General features: G+C 45.6%; 22 protein-coding genes. 18 read left to right on the top strand and 4 right to left on the bottom strand.

What is annotated here, in order from left to right; all coding sequences use genetic code 11:
- Positions 1–60: 60 nt before the first annotated feature.
- From SPSYN_RS01390 to SPSYN_RS01370, 5 genes are read left to right on the top strand one after another with little or no spacing between them, the layout of a single operon-like run.
- The gene (locus SPSYN_RS01390; protein WP_161820711.1) at positions 61–888 is read left to right on the top strand and encodes an STAS domain-containing protein; all 828 of its coding nucleotides are present in this window, start codon (positions 61–63) and stop codon (positions 886–888) included.
- An 11-nt stretch (positions 889–899) separates the two neighbouring features.
- Entirely contained in the window at positions 900–1,250 is a 351-nt protein-coding gene (locus tag SPSYN_RS01385) for an STAS domain-containing protein (protein WP_161820710.1), read from the top strand.
- 16 nt (positions 1,251–1,266) lie between these two features.
- Complete coding sequence (locus SPSYN_RS01380; RefSeq protein WP_279279229.1) at positions 1,267–1,674, top strand: anti-sigma regulatory factor; 408 nt, start codon at positions 1,267–1,269, stop codon at positions 1,672–1,674.
- Complete coding sequence (locus SPSYN_RS01375; RefSeq protein ID WP_161820709.1) at positions 1,662–2,237, top strand: PP2C family serine/threonine-protein phosphatase; 576 nt, start codon at positions 1,662–1,664, stop codon at positions 2,235–2,237. Before SPSYN_RS01380 ends, SPSYN_RS01375 begins: the two co-directional genes overlap by 13 nt.
- A 23-nt stretch (positions 2,238–2,260) precedes the next feature.
- A complete protein-coding gene (locus tag SPSYN_RS01370; RefSeq protein ID WP_161820708.1) occupies positions 2,261–3,634 on the top strand; it encodes a diguanylate cyclase in 1,374 nt (457 codons plus the stop codon).
- 5 nt (positions 3,635–3,639) lie between these two features.
- Here SPSYN_RS01370 and SPSYN_RS01365 read toward each other — a convergent pair whose 3' ends face one another.
- From SPSYN_RS01365 to SPSYN_RS01355, 3 genes are all read right to left on the bottom strand, one after another.
- Positions 3,640–4,974, bottom strand: a complete 1,335-nt coding sequence (locus SPSYN_RS01365; RefSeq protein ID WP_161820707.1) for a hexokinase family protein — start codon at positions 4,972–4,974, stop codon at positions 3,640–3,642.
- A gap of 221 nt (positions 4,975–5,195) precedes the next feature.
- Positions 5,196–5,381 (bottom strand): 4-oxalocrotonate tautomerase DmpI, encoded by a 186-nt coding sequence (gene dmpI, locus SPSYN_RS01360; RefSeq protein ID WP_161820706.1) that lies wholly within the window; start codon positions 5,379–5,381, stop codon positions 5,196–5,198.
- A gap of 101 nt (positions 5,382–5,482) precedes the next feature.
- On the bottom strand, positions 5,483–5,971 hold the full coding sequence (locus tag SPSYN_RS01355) for a type II secretion system protein (protein ID WP_161820705.1): 489 nt from the start codon (positions 5,969–5,971) through the stop codon (positions 5,483–5,485).
- Positions 5,972–6,207: 236 nt separating this feature from the next.
- Here SPSYN_RS01355 and SPSYN_RS01350 point away from each other — a divergent pair, with 236 nt between their 5' ends.
- From SPSYN_RS01350 to SPSYN_RS01330, 5 genes are all read left to right on the top strand, one after another.
- Entirely contained in the window at positions 6,208–6,588 is a 381-nt protein-coding gene (locus SPSYN_RS01350; protein WP_161820704.1) for a type IV pilus modification PilV family protein, read from the top strand.
- A 38-nt stretch (positions 6,589–6,626) separates the two neighbouring features.
- Positions 6,627–7,112, top strand: coding sequence for a PilW family protein (locus tag SPSYN_RS01345; RefSeq protein WP_207708543.1), 486 nt, complete (start codon positions 6,627–6,629; stop codon positions 7,110–7,112).
- Positions 7,109–8,260 (top strand): DUF342 domain-containing protein, encoded by a 1,152-nt coding sequence (locus SPSYN_RS01340; protein ID WP_161820702.1) that lies wholly within the window; start codon positions 7,109–7,111, stop codon positions 8,258–8,260. The genes SPSYN_RS01345 and SPSYN_RS01340 overlap by 4 nt, the downstream gene beginning before the upstream one ends.
- 208 nt (positions 8,261–8,468) lie before the next feature.
- Positions 8,469–9,866, top strand: a complete 1,398-nt coding sequence (locus SPSYN_RS01335) for a TldD/PmbA family protein (RefSeq protein ID WP_161820701.1) — start codon at positions 8,469–8,471, stop codon at positions 9,864–9,866.
- A gap of 43 nt (positions 9,867–9,909) precedes the next feature.
- On the top strand, positions 9,910–10,665 hold the full coding sequence (locus tag SPSYN_RS01330; protein ID WP_202623698.1) for a prepilin peptidase: 756 nt from the start codon (positions 9,910–9,912) through the stop codon (positions 10,663–10,665).
- Between the two features lie 98 nt (positions 10,666–10,763).
- On the opposite strand, the gene SPSYN_RS01325 is transcribed toward SPSYN_RS01330, so the two are convergent.
- On the bottom strand, positions 10,764–11,027 hold the full coding sequence (locus SPSYN_RS01325; protein WP_161820700.1) for a DUF3243 domain-containing protein: 264 nt from the start codon (positions 11,025–11,027) through the stop codon (positions 10,764–10,766).
- Positions 11,028–11,302: 275 nt separating this feature from the next.
- On the opposite strand from SPSYN_RS01325, the gene SPSYN_RS01320 reads away from it, so the two are divergent.
- The 8 genes from SPSYN_RS01320 (at position 11,303) to spoIIIAB (ending at position 17,546) form a co-directional block, all read left to right on the top strand.
- Positions 11,303–11,518, top strand: coding sequence for a hypothetical protein (locus SPSYN_RS01320; RefSeq protein WP_161820699.1), 216 nt, complete (start codon positions 11,303–11,305; stop codon positions 11,516–11,518).
- Positions 11,519–11,655: 137 nt separating this feature from the next.
- Positions 11,656–12,996 carry a TldD/PmbA family protein gene (locus SPSYN_RS01315; protein WP_161820698.1) on the top strand — a complete coding sequence of 447 codons (1,341 nt, stop codon included), beginning with the start codon at positions 11,656–11,658 and terminating at the stop codon, positions 12,994–12,996.
- A gap of 81 nt (positions 12,997–13,077) precedes the next feature.
- Positions 13,078–13,515, top strand: coding sequence for a type II 3-dehydroquinate dehydratase (gene aroQ, locus SPSYN_RS01310; protein WP_161820697.1), 438 nt, complete (start codon positions 13,078–13,080; stop codon positions 13,513–13,515).
- A gap of 72 nt (positions 13,516–13,587) precedes the next feature.
- Positions 13,588–14,667 (top strand): M24 family metallopeptidase, encoded by a 1,080-nt coding sequence (locus tag SPSYN_RS01305; protein WP_161820696.1) that lies wholly within the window; start codon positions 13,588–13,590, stop codon positions 14,665–14,667.
- A 94-nt stretch (positions 14,668–14,761) separates the two neighbouring features.
- On the top strand, positions 14,762–15,319 hold the full coding sequence (gene efp, locus SPSYN_RS01300) for an elongation factor P (RefSeq protein WP_161820695.1): 558 nt from the start codon (positions 14,762–14,764) through the stop codon (positions 15,317–15,319).
- Positions 15,320–15,427: 108 nt separating this feature from the next.
- Positions 15,428–15,859 carry a CD1247 N-terminal domain-containing protein gene (locus SPSYN_RS01295; protein ID WP_161820694.1) on the top strand — a complete coding sequence of 144 codons (432 nt, stop codon included), beginning with the start codon at positions 15,428–15,430 and terminating at the stop codon, positions 15,857–15,859.
- Positions 15,860–16,086: 227 nt separating this feature from the next.
- The gene (gene spoIIIAA / locus SPSYN_RS01290; protein WP_161820927.1) at positions 16,087–17,034 is read left to right on the top strand and encodes a stage III sporulation protein AA; all 948 of its coding nucleotides are present in this window, start codon (positions 16,087–16,089) and stop codon (positions 17,032–17,034) included.
- Entirely contained in the window at positions 17,028–17,546 is a 519-nt protein-coding gene (gene spoIIIAB, locus SPSYN_RS01285) for a stage III sporulation protein SpoIIIAB (RefSeq protein WP_161820693.1), read from the top strand. The genes spoIIIAA and spoIIIAB overlap by 7 nt, the downstream gene beginning before the upstream one ends.
- The last annotated feature ends 71 nt before the right edge of the window (positions 17,547–17,617 follow it).

The raw sequence follows: 17,617 nt of genomic DNA, 5'->3' as shown, positions 1-17,617 counted from the left end.
CAATATTAATAATATATGATAAATATGTAATGTGCGGATTTTTTGGAGGGGTGTATATAAATGGAATTGGACCAAATCTTAACAAATAATGTTGAGGAAATAGTTCATGAAACAGTAACTAAGTTAAAGAATTTAGGTCATCCTCTGACTAATAAGCTTGAATACTCTGTTTTATCAAACCGGATACGCAAATTGGTCAACCAATCAGTGGCAGCGATTAAATCAGGTGTAGATGAAGGCTTTATTAATTATATGGATGATATAATCCTGAATAGATCCGGCGAGGGCTATAGCTTTATTGATATGCAAAATATTATGACGGTATTACGGGATAAGTTTATTGAGATAATTGAACGTGAATGCTATGAACAACCGGACAAGATTGTTGAGTACTTAAAGGTAATAATCAATTTTACCGGCGAGTCAAGGATTTGTATGGCTAATGCTTACATAAAGGTACGGGAGAATACAATAATACAGCAGCAGCAAGCTCTTAATGAGTTGTCAACCCCAATAATACCGCTTTTTGATAAAATCGTGGTGGTACCTCTTGTTGGCACTATCGATACCTTTCGGGCTAAGCAAACAATTGAGCGATTATTAAACGCCATAGTCTCCGAGCAGGCGGAAATTGTAATTATTGATGTCACCGGGGTACCTATAATTGATACAGCAGTTGCCCAAAACCTGCTTAATGCCGTTAATGCAGCCAGGTTGCTGGGCAGCACTTGTATTTTAGTTGGGATCAGTCCTGATATGGCTCAAACCATAATTAAACTGGATGTGAACTTATTTAGTGATATCATAACTAATACCAATTTAAAAAAAGGTCTTGAGACAGCACTAAATATGATAGATCTGGAAATAAAACCCAGGAAAAAAGAGTAGGTGAATAAGTGATGGAAATCCCTATTTTAAAAATAGACAATTGCCTGGTGGTATCCATCCAGGGCAGCCTAACCGATACGGCGGCTCTAGACCTTCAAGAGAACTTGGCACGGGACATATCACAACAAGAACCTGTGGGAGTACTGGTTGACCTGACCGCGGTAGAAATTGTAGATAGCTTTGTCGCTAAAGTATTAAGCGATATTTCTTCCATGTCCAAGCTAATGGGGGTTAAAGTGGTGGTAACGGGGATTCAACCTGGTGTGGCGATTACCTTAATAGAATTGGGCATTACCTTGGACGGTATACGTACTGCATTAAATTTGCAAAAAGGTGTTGATTTTCTCCGTGCCTCGTATTAGTGAGGGGTGTTAAAGTATGGAAAGCATGCAAGAAATTAATGTGCATCTTGAAAATGAATTTGATATCGTTTCTGCCAGGCAGGCGGTGCGAAATCTTTCCAAGTCAATGGGCTTTGGGTTGGTGGACCAAACCAGGATCACCACAGCTATCTCTGAACTGGCCCGTAATATAGTTCTTTATGCAGGAGAAGGCTCTATATATCTTCGGGCAATTAATAATGGTTTGCGGAAAGGTATTGAAATATTGGCTTCGGATAATGGACCCGGCATTGTTGATATTAATCTGGCCATGCAAGACGGTTATACCACTTCACGGGGTATGGGAACCGGGCTCCCCGGCACCAAAAGATTAATGGACGAATTTAGTATCCAGTCGAGCCCAGGTGAAGGAACACAGGTGGTTGTGCGTAAATGGTTAAGGTAGATTACGGGGTGGTTTCTCTGCCCAAGAAAAAGGGTGACTTGAACGGTGATGCTTACCTGGCTATTCTCGAGAGAGATTATGCCTTTTTTGCTGTTATAGACGGTTTGGGCAGTGGTGCAGATGCTTACCGGTCTGCTAAAAAAGTTATTAGCTTTTTTAATGGACATACTCATTTAAATGTAAAAGATTTGTTTTTAAGCTGTCATCTTAATGTTAAAGGTGAACGCGGAGCCGCGGCAAGTGTACTGCGGTTGAACCTGGCTTCAGGTGCCTTTGAATATATCGGAATTGGTAATGTCGAAGGTTACATATGGGGGGACAGGTCCTTAAGTTTAGTTAACAATAACGGTACCTTGGGCCGTGCAATACCGCATTCACTATATGTAAATAACGGAATGGTCCGGAGCGGAAATTACATTTATATGTTTTCTGATGGGATATCACGTGACTTTATCATTCAAAACAATCCTTTACACCAAGAACCCTGGGAAATGGCTCAAAAGATTGAGAAAGATTATATGAAAGACGACGACAGAACAATATTGATTATTAAAATAGTCTGACTGACTTAAAAGGGGGCAGCCCTTTGCAAAAAGATTTCGGGGAACAATATACAAAATTGTTAAAAAATTTCTTGGAAGATGAAAACGAGTCTAGTTTATATCAGGCTTCTTTATTCAGCAAAGAATTGATTAACAGTGGGATAAGACCCGAGGAAATTGTTGAGACTCATTTAAAGTCTTTTAAGGAAGTGCTTAAACCCTACCCTTATAATGAATGGGTGCAAAAGATTTATAAGTCCTTTAATTTATTGATTGAAATCATGACCTTTTACGGTAATGTTTATAATGAATATCTAGAGCTTAAAGATAATTTGCTGCAGGCTATGTCAATGCAGGTAGCATATAAGAGGCTGCAGGTTTATGTTGATGAAATTGAATTTATAACCCAAAGGCTGGCTTTAATCAACGAAGAACTGGATAGAAAAGTAATGGAACTGGGAACGTTGCATAAAATTAGTAAAGCTATTAACTCCGATCTAAACTTTAATAATTTATTGAAACAGATTTTGGTCTGTGTCAAAGAAGTTATTGATTACGAAGATTGTTATATCTTTTTGATGGAAGATCAGTCCACCAATTTAGTATTAATTGAATACTATGAAAGTTCCGTCAACCAGAGTGAAGCCAAGCGTAACATTTTGCAGCAAGTTAACCAACTGGTCATGAACAAAAAGGAAAACCAGGTGGTTGACCTGGAAACCCAGACTTGGGACCAGGCTTTTTCCGGTACCGGTACTCTATTGGCCATTCCCATGCTGGTGGAAAACAAAATTCTCGGTGTTTTAAGTATCATTACCGGGCAAAAAAAAGAAATTATTGACGAGTTGCTTAAAATGCTCTTCATAGTCGCTTCCCATGTGGCTATAGCCATTAAGAATGCCACCGATTATGAATATGTCAAAAAGACAGCTATTACCGATGGTTTAACCGGTGTCTTCAACCATCGCTATTTTTATGAACGTTTTAAAAGAGAACTTGATTGGGCCAAACATCATGAACTGCCCGTTTCTCTTTTAATGATCGATATCGATAATTTTAAAAAATATAATGACACCTACGGGCACGTTGCCGGAGATAAATTGTTGAAAATAATTGCCGATATATTAAGGTTTTGTACCAGGGATGAAGATGTTATAGCGCGTTATGGCGGAGATGAATTCACAGTTCTGTTGATGGGAGTTGCCAAAAGAGTTGCCTGTAAAATAGCCGATCGCATCAGGCTGGTAATTGGTTCGGAAAGCATTGACAACCATGAGTCGGTGACTGTTAGCATTGGGGTATCTAGTTTTCCCGAGGACGCTTTAACAGTAAGTGAATTGGTAAACATTGCGGATAAAGCATTATATACCAGTAAAAAGAACGGTAATAATCAGGTTTCATCCATAAATGATCTTTAGTGAGACTATGACTTTAAGATTGCGATATTAGACGTTCTGCCTGTTTGTTCTTCGACTATGGCGGCCGCAATGGCAGCTCCAACCCCTGAGCCATCTTTGGTAAGTTTAGTGGTAACAAAGCCGGGCTTATCTTTGAAGATGTTTTTGAGGATGCTGTTTAACTTATCTGCATACCCGGGCATTAATTCATACAATGAACCGTCTATGGCGATGGTGTGGCGGTGCTTTAAGCCCGGGTCGATATGTTTTAACACTCCGGTGTAAGTTGCGGCTATAAGCTGTATGGAACGGGTAATCACAGCGGTTGCAATATTGCGCAGGGTTATTCGCTCTTCTAACCGTGAACTGGGTATTTGGCAGGTTGTTTTCAGCCAATGCGACACGTCGGCTAAATCCGGGCTTTTGTCGTCCAGTAATCTGGCCAGATCCTCAGCTTTAATTTGATAAGGTATAAAGAATATTTCTGACCGGCCGGGTGCAAAAAGTAATTTTTTGTTAATGAAGTCTTGGATTATTATTCTGGTTAATTCACCTATATACTGGCCGCCGGCCATTTTTTCCAGACACTGTTCTCCGGGTAATTGGCTTTGCCTGTCCAGCTCCAGGTCGTAAGCAGTGGCAGGCAGTTCATTAAAATTGCCGGATTCCATATTAATAATCATAGTTTGGCCTGTTATTGGTGAACTTGGCTCCAGATAACAGGTGTTATGGCCGGTTCCGCATATTGACCCTATGTCCGCATGCCGGTCACCATAAGCTGCGGTTAGCAATGTGCCTACTGTGTCGTTGATAACGACCCTGGGCATAACCCGAGTTAAATTTCTAACGGCCAACGCTTTTTGCAGCAGTTCGGCAACGTCCCTGCCTTCCACGCCGGATGTTTGGATTTCTTTGGTCCATTTGATTAATGCAGCCCGGTTAACCCCTGTTTGCCGGCTGGGGAAAGAAAAGGTAAAGCCTAGGGGGTAAGTTTGGCCGGGTACCAGGATAGTTTCCATTTGCCCGGCAATAAACTGAAACAAATCGCTGCCGGCAGTCTCCGGGGTGGTGAAGTCGTAGCCTTTTTCCCGGTCCCGCAAGGGAAACGATCGTCGTTGGAGAGTTCTGTAAGCCCTGTTGCCTTGGAGTTCTACTGTTAACACGCGCACATTGGTGCCGCCGAAATCCACGGCTAGATAAACACCTTTTTCCTGTCCGGTAGGCAGCTTGGTCAAAAAAGAAGGCAGCATTTTTAATGTACTGCTCTTTCCGGCAAGGCCATCCGTCATGGCTTTTTGAAAACGGCCGGCTATCTCCAGTATTTGGGTTTCGGAAAGCATAAAACCTGCCAATGCTTGCATTTTTTCGCCCCCGGCATATTATTGAGCATTAATCCGGAAGGTCCGGTTCACCTTCCGGATTTATTATATTATGTAATGCACTTGGCTGTTAAGATTAAGTAATAAACTCTTTGACGTTATCCAGCATTTGTTTACGTTCCTCGTCGGAAACCTCGGATACGGCGTAGCAGTTCATGTGTTTAACATCAGTAAAGCCGCAGAAGATCCGCTTTCCTTATGATTTAGTCTTTATCAGACAGCAATATGCCCCCTACGCCTACGTTGTCGCGTTCCCTCTCCTCGATCAATACAATGATGGAACTTTCCGGCAGCTGGATTATTTCACTAGCTACTTTGGTGATGGCTTTAACCAGTTTCGACTTTTGTTCCCTGGTTAATTTTGGTCCGTCCACGGTAATTACCGGCATGGTTAATCACCTCTTTCCTTTTTATTTTTATATTTTTCTTAATGCTGGTTGGCTATGCATGTGGGCAATGGCAATGCGACCATGTTGAAACTGCGAACTTGTTATTCGTTTGACAGAGGTGGCTGGTTACTGATCCTGGCCCGCCCCGTTATGGCGGCAACTATGACATATTGCATTTTCCCGGTCTTTTTACTCTCCAATCTAATATGTCCGCCAACGACTGGCTTACCCTTGCCGGAGAATCTAATGTAATCGAGCGGGAAATTTGAAAAAGCCAGATCTATTCCGTCGGGCAATTGTACAGTTGTTGAATTACTATTGCCTGACGGAGCCACAATTATATATTTATCTTCTATTAAACGCAGCCGGATATAGAAACTGTCGGAATCCTTAACCAGCGCTTCCTGTGCTACTGAACGAATATGCTGTTGTAACTGCATACACTCGGTTTGCAGTTGATAATTTGCTATATAGTTATTCATAATGGGCACAACTATGGCCATGATTATGCTCATAATCAGGATAACGATGGTTAGCTCAATTAATGAATATCCCTTATTCCTGGCGGGAAATGCTTTATAGTAATTCATATCAAACGCATTCTTTGAACTTTATTTTATATCAATTAATAAGGTATTTATATGTTTTTGTGCTGCTGAAAAAAGTTACAAAATTATGTAACATTTTAGAAATTTTTTTCTATTGAGGCAGGAAATTTCTGATAATTGTATAAATTTTATCATATAGGCAGATTGGTGGGCAATAGAATCATTAGCATTCAAACGTGGTTTCTTATGCGTTATCCGTTATCATGGAGGGGATGCTTTTGCTTACTAATAAGCGGGGATTTATCCTCATGGAAGTGATAAGCTCTGTATTAATATTGAGCATATGCGCTGTTGCCATATTATTTGCTGTTACCACTTCAACGTATCGGCTGGCGGGAGCTATGCAGCGCCTTAAAGCAGTAGAACTGGCTCATGGCAAGCTGGAGGAAATAATGGGTTTGGAATTTGAAAACATTGCATCAGTACCCAAAACAGACTATCCTGAATTTTTTGGCGAATATCAATATGCAGTAGACGTCCAAAATGATGTCGAATACAGTAAATTTTTAAAGAATATCAACGTTACGGTATATTTCACTGAACCGGTATCCGGTCTGGAGAAATCTATAACTATTGCCGGGGCCAGAGCCAAAAGGTGAGCATTATGTTAAAGGTGTCCAAAATTGGTGGTTCTACTTTGATTGGTTTGTTAGTGGCTATGCTTTTAATGGTTATTGTGCTGGCTACTGCAAACTCTTTATTTTCTTTTTGTGTAAGAGCCTGCTATTTGAACCTGAGTAGGCTGGAAGTGCAAGAAAACTTGCGGGTAGGTATAAACAGAGTTTCCCGTGAAGTTCGCCAGGCGGCTGAAATTACGTCTATTGATAATAGTGGAAGTGGTCGGCTTATTTTTATAGATCCACATGATAATGTGATTTCTTATCGGATAAGTAAAAGCGGTGATAATGAGGCAGCATATCAATTAATTCGTTCTATAAACGGGTATGGCCATAATCCGGTGGCTAGATATGTCACAGGGCTTGCTGTAGAAATTGTTAATATAGGTACGGACACCTGTACAGTTCAGCTGAAATTAACCGGTGAAAAGGACGATAGCGGTAAAATGGATGTAAGCACATCTGTTATGCTGAAAAATTATAAGAATCAGGTGCATGGACTGTGAAAAAGACTCTAGGTGAGGAAGACGGACAAACTTTAGTATTGGTGATAATGATAACCGCTGTACTTTTTATATTATCCTCTGCTTTGTGTACCATGACTATAGGGTGTTATATGAATGTTATTAGGGAGGAAGAGTATATCAAGGCACATTGTGCTGCTGAGGCCGGTGTCGAAAAAACCATTGCCGCTATTAAAGAGGACGACGGTTGGTTGAATAACTTACCCGCAGCTAATAGTAATGATGTTTTTACCCGGGTTTTCTTGGAAACACCGGTTAGTGACGATGTCACAAATTCAGTCGAGGCTATAAAACAAAGGCAATTTATTGGCAACTCTTTATTGATTAATTCCTTTGGACGGTATGAAAACGATGCCGGTGAATTGCTGGCCCAAAAAACATTGAGGTATACAGTTGCTGTGTATGGTATGGAAGATTTTTTAAAGGGACTTGCTGTCTTGCCCGCCCAACCGGCTTCTTTTGATATGTACAATAATATAACAGTAGATGGTAGTATGATCATAAACGGCAGTATTAACATACCTGACAATATGCTGGTCAATGGTGACATTTACGCTAGCGGTAATGTTACGGGTAATTGTGTTGGACAAATACATAGCAATTACGATTACATACCATCTTTTCCGGAACTGGATGAGAATTATTACTTAGAGAAGGCAACGGAAGATGATCATGTGTTTTATAACGATGTGGAATTTGGTGGCTGCGGGGTTATAACAGACTATAACGGTTTTTATTATGTGGAGGGTAACGTCAATGTTTCCGGTGATTACCAGGGGATAGCATTGATCTTTTCCACCGGCAATATTAATGTGATGGGAAATATGGAAACCGGGGTTTCCGGGGGAGAAAATACCGGTATAGGTAATGGAAGCTTAACACTGGTTGCTCTTGGAGATATAAATATACATAGCTTTAATGTATATGCCAATGTTATAGCCGGTGGTTCTTTATACGCTCAAGAGGGCGCATCGCTTTATGGAGCGGCTTGCGTTGGTGACCTGATATATGAACCTGTGGGGGTTGGGCTATTAAAAATATGCCATGTTCTCGGCCCTGAGCCGTTAGACGGTGCTTTAACGGTTAATATTAAAACAAAACTATGGGAGGAATCACGTGCCGTATTTTAATCACATACACAATGCAGCTGATTTATCTATCATACCAATTATCTCCATGGTATAATACTATTCGTGAGCAAAGTATAATAAAAATAATGCCTTGGAAGTAAAATAGAGGTTGTTAATAAGTAGCTACTATAATTAGCTTGTTTTTAGTCATAGGTTATTTTAGCATTTATTGCTGTTTATATTAAATTTGAACTGGACGGTGAACGGTATGCTGGATAAGGATACTTTAAGTGAGGTACTGGCTGTCGCATTAGCCAACGGCGGCGATTTTGCCGATGTGTTTGTGGAGTATAAAAAATTGACCGGTATCGGCTGTGAGGACGGCAAAATTGAGCGCATCCACTCGGGTATTGATTCCGGGGCGGGAATCAGGGTTTTACTTGGCGACATAACTTCTTATGCCTATACCAATGATTTAAGCCGGGAGGGCTTGCTTAAGGCGGCCACCATTGTCAGTCATGCCGTAGCCGGCCAGGGCGGTGAGAAAAAAACTTTTGTGCTGCAGCGGGTAGAATCGCCGGTAAAATTCGAGGTGTTGCAGCGGCCCGACCAGGTGAGTACCGAGCAGAAGGTTCATGCGGTGCGGGCTGCTGATGAAGCTGCCCGCATCGTCGACCGGTCCAGAATCAAGCAGGTGATGGTTGGTTACAGCGATATCGTTCAGCGGGTGACCATAGCCAATAGCCGGGGGTATTTTGCGGAAGACGAGAGGATTCGCACCCGGTTGATGGTGAATGCAGTGGCGTCAGAAGGCGCGGTGATCCAAACGGGCTATGAGGCGGTGGGCAGTCATAGCGGTTTTGAACTGCTGGAGCGATATAAACCGGAGGAGGTCGGTGCCGCTGCAGCCCGGCGGGCTGTGCAGATGTTGACGGCCAAACCGGCGCCGGCCGGAAAGATGCCGGTAGTGTTGGCCGGGGAGGCGGGCGGCACTATGGTGCACGAGGCCTGCGGCCATGGGCTGGAGGCCGACCTGGTGCAAAAAGGGCTTTCCGTATATGCTGGGAAAATAGGCCGGCAGGTGGCGGCGTCGTGTGTCACGGTGGTGGATGATGCCACGTTGCCCGACCGCTACGGTTCCTACAGCTTTGATGATGAGGGTGTACCGGCTCGTAAAGTGGTGTTAATTGAGAACGGAATTTTGAAAGATTTTCTATACGACCGGCTGACCGCTCACCGGGACGGGGTTGAGTCCAACGGTCACGGCCGCCGGGAATCATACCAGCATAAGCCTATTCCCCGCATGGGCAATACTTTTATCACGCCAGGTCAGGATGATCCGGCCCAGATTATCCGTGATGCCGGAAACGGGTTGCTGGTGAAAAAAATGGGCGGGGGGCAGGTTAATACCACCACCGGTGATTTTGTGTTTGATGTTGCTGAGGGCTATTTAATTGAAAACGGCGCTGTTGGACCCCTGGTGCGCGGTGCTACTTTGACCGGCAATGGCCCCGCGGTGCTACGGCTTATCGAAGCGGTGGGCAGCGACCTGGGCTTTACTATCGGCACTTGCGGCAAAGATGGTCAGGGTGTGCCGGTTAGCGATGCTCAGCCCACCATAAGGATTAAGGAACTAGTGGTTGGCGGTACCGGCCACGGGGAGTAAGAGTGAGCCTGTCTTTAACTAAAGGATACACCTGGAGAATGCGATGTATTTTGTTCAAGTGCTAGTGTTTATTATAGGTGCCTGCATCGGCAGCTTTCTTAATGTGTGTATATACCGGTTGCCGCGGGGACAGTCGGTAGTGTCTAACCCGTCTCACTGTCCCGGCTGCGGCAGGCGGCTCGGAGTGCCGGATTTGGTACCCCTGCTTAGCTATGTGCTGCTTAAAGGGCGTTGCCGTTATTGCGGTGAAAGAATATCCGCCCGGTATCCTCTGGTGGAATTGCTTACGGCGTTGCTATTTCTGGTTGCTTATCATTTTTGGGGCTTGCAGTGGCAGACTGTAGCTATGTGGTTATTCTTTGCCGTGCTGGTAACAGCTGCGTTTATCGATTTCCAGCATAAAATTATTCCGGATGAGCTTATTTTAGCGGGTGGTGTGCTGGGACTGCCTTTGGTTTTTTTATCCGGCCCCGGTAAATTAGTTGACGGGTTAATTGGTTTTCTATTTGCCGGGCTGTTATTTTTGTTCATTGCTGTTGTATCAAATGGAGGTATGGGGGGCGGTGATATCAAACTATCTGCGCTCATGGGTTTGTATCTGGGCTTCCCAAATATTATTGTTGCGCTCTTCAGTTCATTTTTATTGGGTGGTTTGTCGGGTATTGCACTCATGGCGCTGAGGGCAAAAAACAGAAAGGATTCCGTGCCCTTTGGCCCTTTCCTGGCTTTTGGTAGTGTACTGGCGGCCTTTTACTCAGGCCAAATCATAAGATGGTATTTGCACATTTCCGGGTTGTAGCATGAGCATTTGTAATTAAAGAAAAAGTAAAGCACCCCACTGGAGCGCTTTACATAACCGATTCTGCACTGCTTTGTTAATTACCGTTGTCGCAAGTACTACTGGTTTACCAGCTTGGTCATTAAACGGGCCAGGACTTGCCGCTCGTTTTGGTCGGCTACCTGCCACAGCTCTTTGATGGTTTGCTGTTCGGGGTTGGCAGGAGGCACACTTTGGGCCAGCAGATCGCCCACTTGATATGCCAGGGAATTGATTTTATCCTTGGGGATACCAAGTTCTTCGGCAAATTCCATGGCGTTTTTTAAATAGTTCTTCCAGGTTGGCCAGTCGGTGTTAAAATTCTGTCTGAAGTTAAAATCCATTATATTGCACCACCTTTTTAGTTTGAATAATTTATGTAGTTTAAATGTTGTTTATATTTTCGCCAGGGTTGTTAAAAATTATGTACTAGACATAAGTTAATTTTTGCTAAAGCAACCAATGTTACGCAATACAAGTAAGATCTGTTTTAGCACAACTGAAAATAAAAAGGCATATGTTGTAGCACAAGAGCATAAAATTCATGTTTGATATTATGATGCCACGATGCCTGGAATCGTATCCTGCTGGTGGTACTTCCATTGGGAGGTATTTTTTCATGAAAATAGGCGATATTGTAACCCGGAAGGTAGCCGGAAAGGAAGCCCAGTTTTGTGTAATAGGTTTTTATACAGATCAGCAGACTGAGCAGAGGGTAGCCATAGTGGCTATGCTGGATCCCAATCTAGTGGTTCAAGTATCCGTCCAGGAACTGGCGCCGGTTACATTTAAAGATTTAATTGCTTTGACTGCCAATTCGTGTTTTATGCATTAACTGCCTTAACGGCAGTTTTTTTTGCCCTGATCTACGTTGGGGCGAAATTTTGCGGCATGTTTAATATTGGCACTAAAAGGAATAGTTTGTTTTTCATTGAATTATAATAACTTAATTGAAAGGAGCGAGAAAACCATATGGATGTCAAATGCCAATCCATTGCGGAAAACGCGGTACATAAGGCGCTGCAGACAGGCGCTGCTATGGCCGAGGCATATATCAGCAGCAGCAAGGATTTAGAAATTGAAGTGCGCAACGACAGGGTGGAGACTCTGAAATTAGCTGAAGACCGGGGCATGGGCATCAGGGTTTTCCAGGACGGTAAAACGGGTTTTGCTTTTACTACAGATTTGGGTGATACAGCTGTGTGGGATGCGGTAACGCAAGCCCTGGCTAATGCCCGTCTGGCTGAGCCCGACCCGCACCGGTTGCTGTCCTGCCCGGCCCCGAGCTACCCGGATCTGGACTTATATGATCCGTCTATCCGGGCTACTACTGTAGAAGATAAAATCAACATGGCCCGTACCATGGAAAGCGCAGCCCGAGCCGCCGATACCCGGGTTAGTATCATCGAGAGCTCGGCTTATCAAGACGGTAGGGCCGAAGTTACCCTGGTGAATTCACAGGGCCTGACATTGTATTACGGGGGCGCTTATTGCGGTATGTACATTACTTTGGTAGCGGGCGAGGGAGAGGACAGCCAGACCGGTTTTGCCATGAAATTCAGCCTGCGCTTTGCCGATCTTGATCCGGTCGCTCTGGGCAAACAGGCTGCAAACCGGGCTACGCGTATGCTGGGAGCTAAGCCCGGGGTGACGCAGCAGGCACCAGTGGTGCTGGAACCCTACGTAGCCACCGGTGTTTTAGGGCTGCTGGCACCGTCATTATCTGCAGAAGCGATGCAAAAGGGGCGTTCTCTGTTGGCCGGTAAGGTCGGTCAGCAAGTGGCCTCTGAGCAAATTAATATTATCGATGACGGTACACTGCCCGGCGGGATTGCCTCGGCACCTTTTGATGGTGAAGGGGTGCCTACCTCAAGGACGGTGCTGGTGCAAAACGGCCGGCTGCAGGGCTTCTTGCATAACATCTATACTTCCGCCAAGGACGGGGTGTTGTCCACCGGCAACGGGGTGCGGGGTTCTTTTAAAGGAACGCCTGAGGTAGGAACCACCAACTTTTTTATTGAACCTGGCCGGCAAACCGCCGAGCAGATCATTAGCGATATAGACAGCGGTCTTTATGTCACTGAAGTAATGGGCTTGCACACTGCCAACCCTATTTCGGGCGACTTTTCCCTGGGGGCAAGCGGTTTATGGATTGAAAAGGGTAAGCTGGCTTACCCGGTGCGAGGCCTGGCGATTGCCGGCAATATCATGGAAATGCTGGGACAGGTGGATGCCGTGGGCAATGACCTGGAGTTTTTCGGCGGCCGGGGCGCTCCGACCATTAGAGTATCCCATATGAGCATCAGCGGTTAAGAGGTCAAGCTTTGATATTGTACGGCTATGCAAGTTAGGCCATTTATGTTAAAATAATCCCATCTTTTTGAGGTGATGCGGGTGAAAATACTTGTCCTACACGGTCCGAACCTCAATCTGCTGGGCAAGCGTGAACCAGGTTTATATGGTACCGGCTCATTAGAGGAAATAAACGCTTCGCTGCAGGAACTGGCCTGTGAGCTGGGAGTAGAAATTGGTTTCATGCAGTCTAATCATGAGGGTGTGCTGGTCGACAAGCTGCATACCGCCTCGGCTGAGTACGATGCGGTGGTTTTTAACCCGGGCGCCTTTACCCATTACAGTTATGCCCTGCGTGACGCGGTTGCCGCCATTGCTTTGCCGGTGGTGGAAGTACATATTACCAACATCCATGCCCGGGAGGAATTTCGCTGTCTTTCAGTGATTGCCCCGGTGGCGGCAGGGCAGATCACCGGGTTTGGGGCGTTGGGTTACCAGCTGGCTCTGCGGGCGGCGGTGGGTTTGGTGACTGGCCAATAAGTACCAGTCACACGTGTTCCAGTAACTGACATCTTGGCCGGTCGGGTTTTACCGGTGTGACGGAGGAATTATATGCAAACGCGTGTAAACAAAGTGGTCGCGGCCCTCCGGGATAAGGCTGTAGATGGGCTGATTGTTGTGCAGCCTGAAAACCGTTTTTACTTAAGCGGGTTCACCGGTGATGCCGGAGCGTTGTTGATTACATCCGGGCAATCTTTTATCATTACCGATTTTCGTTTTATTGAACAAGCACGGGAGCAAAGCCCGCACCTGGAAATAGTCAAGATTGAAACAACCCTGGCTGATGCGCTGGTGGATTTGGCCGGCAGGTTAAAATTGCCTGTTCTGGGCTTCGAAGGAGATTACATAACTTATCAATTTTATGCTACACTACAAAATAAGCTGGATAAACCGGGAGCAATGTCCTTGCGTTCAGTGGAGGGTGTGGTTGAGCTATTCCGGCGGGTTAAGGAGCCGGATGAGCTGGCTGCCATCCAAAAAGCTATGTCCCTTTTGGATGAAGGTTTTCAGCACATCTGTGGTTATATCAAGCCCGGGGTTAGCGAAAGGGCAGTGGCACTGGAATTGGAAACCTTTATGCGCCTCCGTGGTGCGGAGAAAACTGCTTTCCCCTTTATTGTAGCCTCCGGATACCGGGCTGCGCTGCCGCACGGCGAGGCCTCGGCTAAATCAATCAGTCCGGGTGAGGTCATCACGCTGGATTTTGGTGTAATGGTTGAGCATTATAACTCGGATATGACCAGGACCGTGTCACTGGGAGTACCAACCGTACAAATGAGAGAAATATATAGCATTGTTTTAGAGGCCCAGCTGGCCGGATTGGCAGCGGTACGAGCAGGTGTGCCGGCCAGTGCGGTGGACAAGGCTGCCCGGGAAATCATAACTGCACATGGGTATGGAGAATATTTTGGTCACGGCACCGGGCACGGTGTCGGCCTGGCGGTACACGAGGGACCAAGCCTTTCTGCCAGAGATGATACGGTTTTACAGGCAGGTATGGTGGTAACTGTAGAGCCCGGTATTTATTTGCCCGGCAGGGGTGGAGTGCGTATTGAGGACAGTGTACTGGTAGAGCAAAACGGCTGCCGTCTGCTGACCGGCTCACCCAAGGACAGACTTATCGAACTTTAACTCACCATAACACCCTGGCTGGTGGTGGAAATATGGCCAGGTTTGCCGGGTGTTTAAAAAATAAAAACAGTATAATTCGAGGAGGCGGAGTAGTTTGGTTTCAACTAATGATTTCAGAACCGGCCTGACCATAGAAATGGATGGCGATGTTTATCAGGTAGTAGAATTTCAACATGTTAAACCGGGTAAAGGGGCAGCTTTTGTGCGGTCTAAGCTTAGAAATTTACGTACCGGTGCCGTAGTTGACAAAACCTTTAACGCTGGTGAAAAAATACCTAAGGCTAGAATTGAACACCGGGAAACCCAGTACCTTTACAACGACGGTGAAGAATATAATTTTATGGACATGGAAACTTATGACCAGTTCAGTATGACTAAAGAGCAGTTGGCCGATGCTATTAAATTCCTCAAGGAAAATATGACTATAACCATTATGTCCTACCAGGGACGCTCCATTGGTGTGGAATTACCCAATGTGGTGGAACTGGAAGTGGTGGACACGGCACCGGGTATCAAGGGTGATACTGCTTCCGGCGGTTCTAAACCGGCTACCTTGGAAACCGGCTATGTGGTGCAGGTACCGTTCTTCATTAATGTCGGCGATGTGCTGCAGGTAGACACTCGCACGGGCCATTATATCAAAAGAGCTTAAAAAATCTTGTAAAGAAATAATCTGTTACCGTATTCAGGAAATATATGTTTAAAAACCCCCGCTTTGAGAGATACTATTTTTGATAGTAACTACAAAGGGGGTATTTTTATGTCTGATCTTAAATCAAAAGTGGCTTACCTGCAGGGGCTGGCCAACGGTATGAATGTTGAGGACGATAGTAAGGAAGGTAAGCTGCTGGGTGGTATTATTGATGTTTTAGATCAGTTTGCCGATTCATTTTCAGAACTTGAAGAATCTCAAGAACAACTGGAAGAATATATTGAAACCCTGGATGAAGACTTATATACGCTGGAAAATGACCTGCATGACGAGGACTTGGAAGAATATATGGAAGCGGATTGCCCCGGCTGCGGGGAGACAGTGCTCTTTCACCCGAGCGTCATAGATGATGAGGACACTATTGAGGTTACTTGTCCCAATTGCGATGAGGTGGTTTTCGTTAACGATGATGTTCATTCATCTGCAGATGAGCCGGAGATATTGCACAGCCGGAACTCGGTTATTGAGGAAGATATATAAACTACCAAATTATTCTGTTAAACCAAGCTGCTCCTTGCTTTGGCAAGGAGGCTTTTTTTTATTTCAAAGGGCATATTTTACCAATCTAGTAAATAAAGTATAATAACAAAACCTTGTCTGGGCTGGAGGTAGGTAAATTGAGCAAATATCTGATCACTAAACCGGTGTTGTATGACTCGGCCGAACCTATTCAACGCCCTGCCGGTGGGTGGTGGCAGATTGCAGCTATGTTGCCGTCCAATTTGGCGGAGTTGATCGCCCGGGTGCCGCCCCGCTATCTTAATGAGTTAGAGGAAATTAGGCTGCGCCGGGACAGGCCTTTGATGCTTGGCCTGGGGGGCAGTGATTACTTCCTGCGACAGGATGGGACGCCGGTATCTGTGCCGGATGGAGCATATCTGATTGACGCTGCCGATCTGGTAAAGGTATTGCATAATATCAGCAATTCTTCATTGTATGCCCTGGAGGAAGAGTTTAAAAACGGCTATGTCACATTGCCAGGCGGGCACAGAGTCGGGCTTACCGGCAAGGCCGTGCTGGAAAATGGACGTGTGAAAACACTAAAGTACCTGTCTGGATTAAACATTCGTGTGTGCCGGGAGATTAAAGGTGCGGCTAATGGATTGATTAAGCATTTGATTGAACACCAAGCGCAGAATGTTTATCATACAGTAATTTTTTCGCCTCCCCGCTGCGGTAAAACCACGCTTCTGCGGGACCTGGTGCGCCAGGTGAGCAATGGATTGCCGGGTATGCAATTGGCCGGGCGGACGGTGGGTGTGGTGGACGAGCGTTCGGAAATTGCCGGGTGTTACCGAGGGGTGCCACAAATGGATGTGGGGGTGAGGACGGATGTGTTGGATGGTTGCCCCAAGGCGCAGGGTATGATGATGCTCCTGCGGGCTATGTCCCCGGATGTGATTGTTACCGATGAAATCGGCAGCATGGAGGATATTCATGCGCTGGAAGAGGTGTTCAATGCGGGAGTGCGCGTCATCGTCACTATACATGGTTCATCGCTCAGGGAATTAGCTAATCGCCCGGCTCTCAAATACTTGCTGCAGCTTAATGTGATTGAAAGGTTTGTACTTCTGGGCCGTTCTCGGGGGGTGGGCACGGTGGAAAAAATATTCAGTGGTGCGGATCTGCCAAACTTGGGGGTGAAAATGTGTTAAAGCTGATTGGCGGACTGCTGGTAGTGGTAGCCGGAGGGCTGGCCGGCTGGCAGGTTTCCAGGTCTTATGCCGGCAGACCGGTGGAACTGCGCCAGTTTATTTCAGCACTGCAATTGCTGGAAACTGAAATCACTTACGCAGCCACACCATTGCCCGAGGCGCTAAGTGGGGTAGCTGAACAAGTAGGTGTACCGGCAGCTTCTTTTTTCCGTCAAGTGGCCGCTGAGCTGGGTGCCCACCGGGGCTGTTCCGCCAGGGAAGCCTGGCATGGTGCCCTTGAGGTTTATAGCCGGCGCAGTGCACTGGGGCCAGGTGATTTGAGTATCTTGCGAGGGTTAGGCAACAATCTGGGTATGTCGGACCGGGAAGATCAAAACAAGCACCTGCGCCTGGCTGCAGAACAGTTAAAAACTGCTATGGCGATAGCCGAAGAGGCGGCAGCTAAAAACGTAAAAATGTGGAATTATATGGGGTTGTTAGGCGGGCTGGTTATTGTTCTGGCGCTTTATTGAAGCAAGTTCTTAATTCAGGGGGAGATTTAGCTCCCCATGAATTTTAGAACTGCAAATGCATGACTTAATTG

The sequence above is a fragment of the Sporotomaculum syntrophicum genome, from assembly GCF_009932395.1.
Lineage (GTDB): Bacteria > Bacillota > Desulfotomaculia > Desulfotomaculales > Desulfallaceae > Sporotomaculum > Sporotomaculum syntrophicum.
Note: the sequence above shows the minus strand (reverse complement) of the source record. Positions and strands in the feature narration are given on the sequence as shown.

Bases quoted from the DNA above. Each gene is read 5' to 3' on its own strand.
- SPSYN_RS01335 (WP_161820701.1), top strand. From the start codon at position 8,469: ATGCTGGATAAGGATACTTTAAGTGAGGTACTGGCTGTCGCATTAGCC.
- SPSYN_RS01315 (WP_161820698.1), top strand. From the start codon at position 11,656: ATGGATGTCAAATGCCAATCCATTGCGGAAAACGCGGTACATAAGGCG.
- SPSYN_RS01365 (WP_161820707.1), bottom strand. From the start codon at position 4,974: ATGCAAGCATTGGCAGGTTTTATGCTTTCCGAAACCCAAATACTGGAG.
- spoIIIAA (WP_161820927.1), top strand. From the start codon at position 16,087: ATGTTGCCGTCCAATTTGGCGGAGTTGATCGCCCGGGTGCCGCCCCGC.
- SPSYN_RS01380 (WP_279279229.1), top strand. From the start codon at position 1,267: ATGGAAAGCATGCAAGAAATTAATGTGCATCTTGAAAATGAATTTGAT.
- SPSYN_RS01375 (WP_161820709.1), top strand. From the start codon at position 1,662: ATGGTTAAGGTAGATTACGGGGTGGTTTCTCTGCCCAAGAAAAAGGGT.
- SPSYN_RS01390 (WP_161820711.1), top strand. From the start codon at position 61: ATGGAATTGGACCAAATCTTAACAAATAATGTTGAGGAAATAGTTCAT.
- SPSYN_RS01295 (WP_161820694.1), top strand. From the start codon at position 15,428: ATGTCTGATCTTAAATCAAAAGTGGCTTACCTGCAGGGGCTGGCCAAC.
- dmpI (WP_161820706.1), bottom strand. From the start codon at position 5,381: ATGCCGGTAATTACCGTGGACGGACCAAAATTAACCAGGGAACAAAAG.
- SPSYN_RS01305 (WP_161820696.1), top strand. From the start codon at position 13,588: ATGCAAACGCGTGTAAACAAAGTGGTCGCGGCCCTCCGGGATAAGGCT.
- SPSYN_RS01385 (WP_161820710.1), top strand. From the start codon at position 900: ATGGAAATCCCTATTTTAAAAATAGACAATTGCCTGGTGGTATCCATC.
- SPSYN_RS01320 (WP_161820699.1), top strand. From the start codon at position 11,303: ATGAAAATAGGCGATATTGTAACCCGGAAGGTAGCCGGAAAGGAAGCC.
- SPSYN_RS01330 (WP_202623698.1), top strand. From the start codon at position 9,910: ATGTATTTTGTTCAAGTGCTAGTGTTTATTATAGGTGCCTGCATCGGC.
- SPSYN_RS01355 (WP_161820705.1), bottom strand. From the start codon at position 5,971: ATGAATTACTATAAAGCATTTCCCGCCAGGAATAAGGGATATTCATTA.
- SPSYN_RS01325 (WP_161820700.1), bottom strand. From the start codon at position 11,027: ATGGATTTTAACTTCAGACAGAATTTTAACACCGACTGGCCAACCTGG.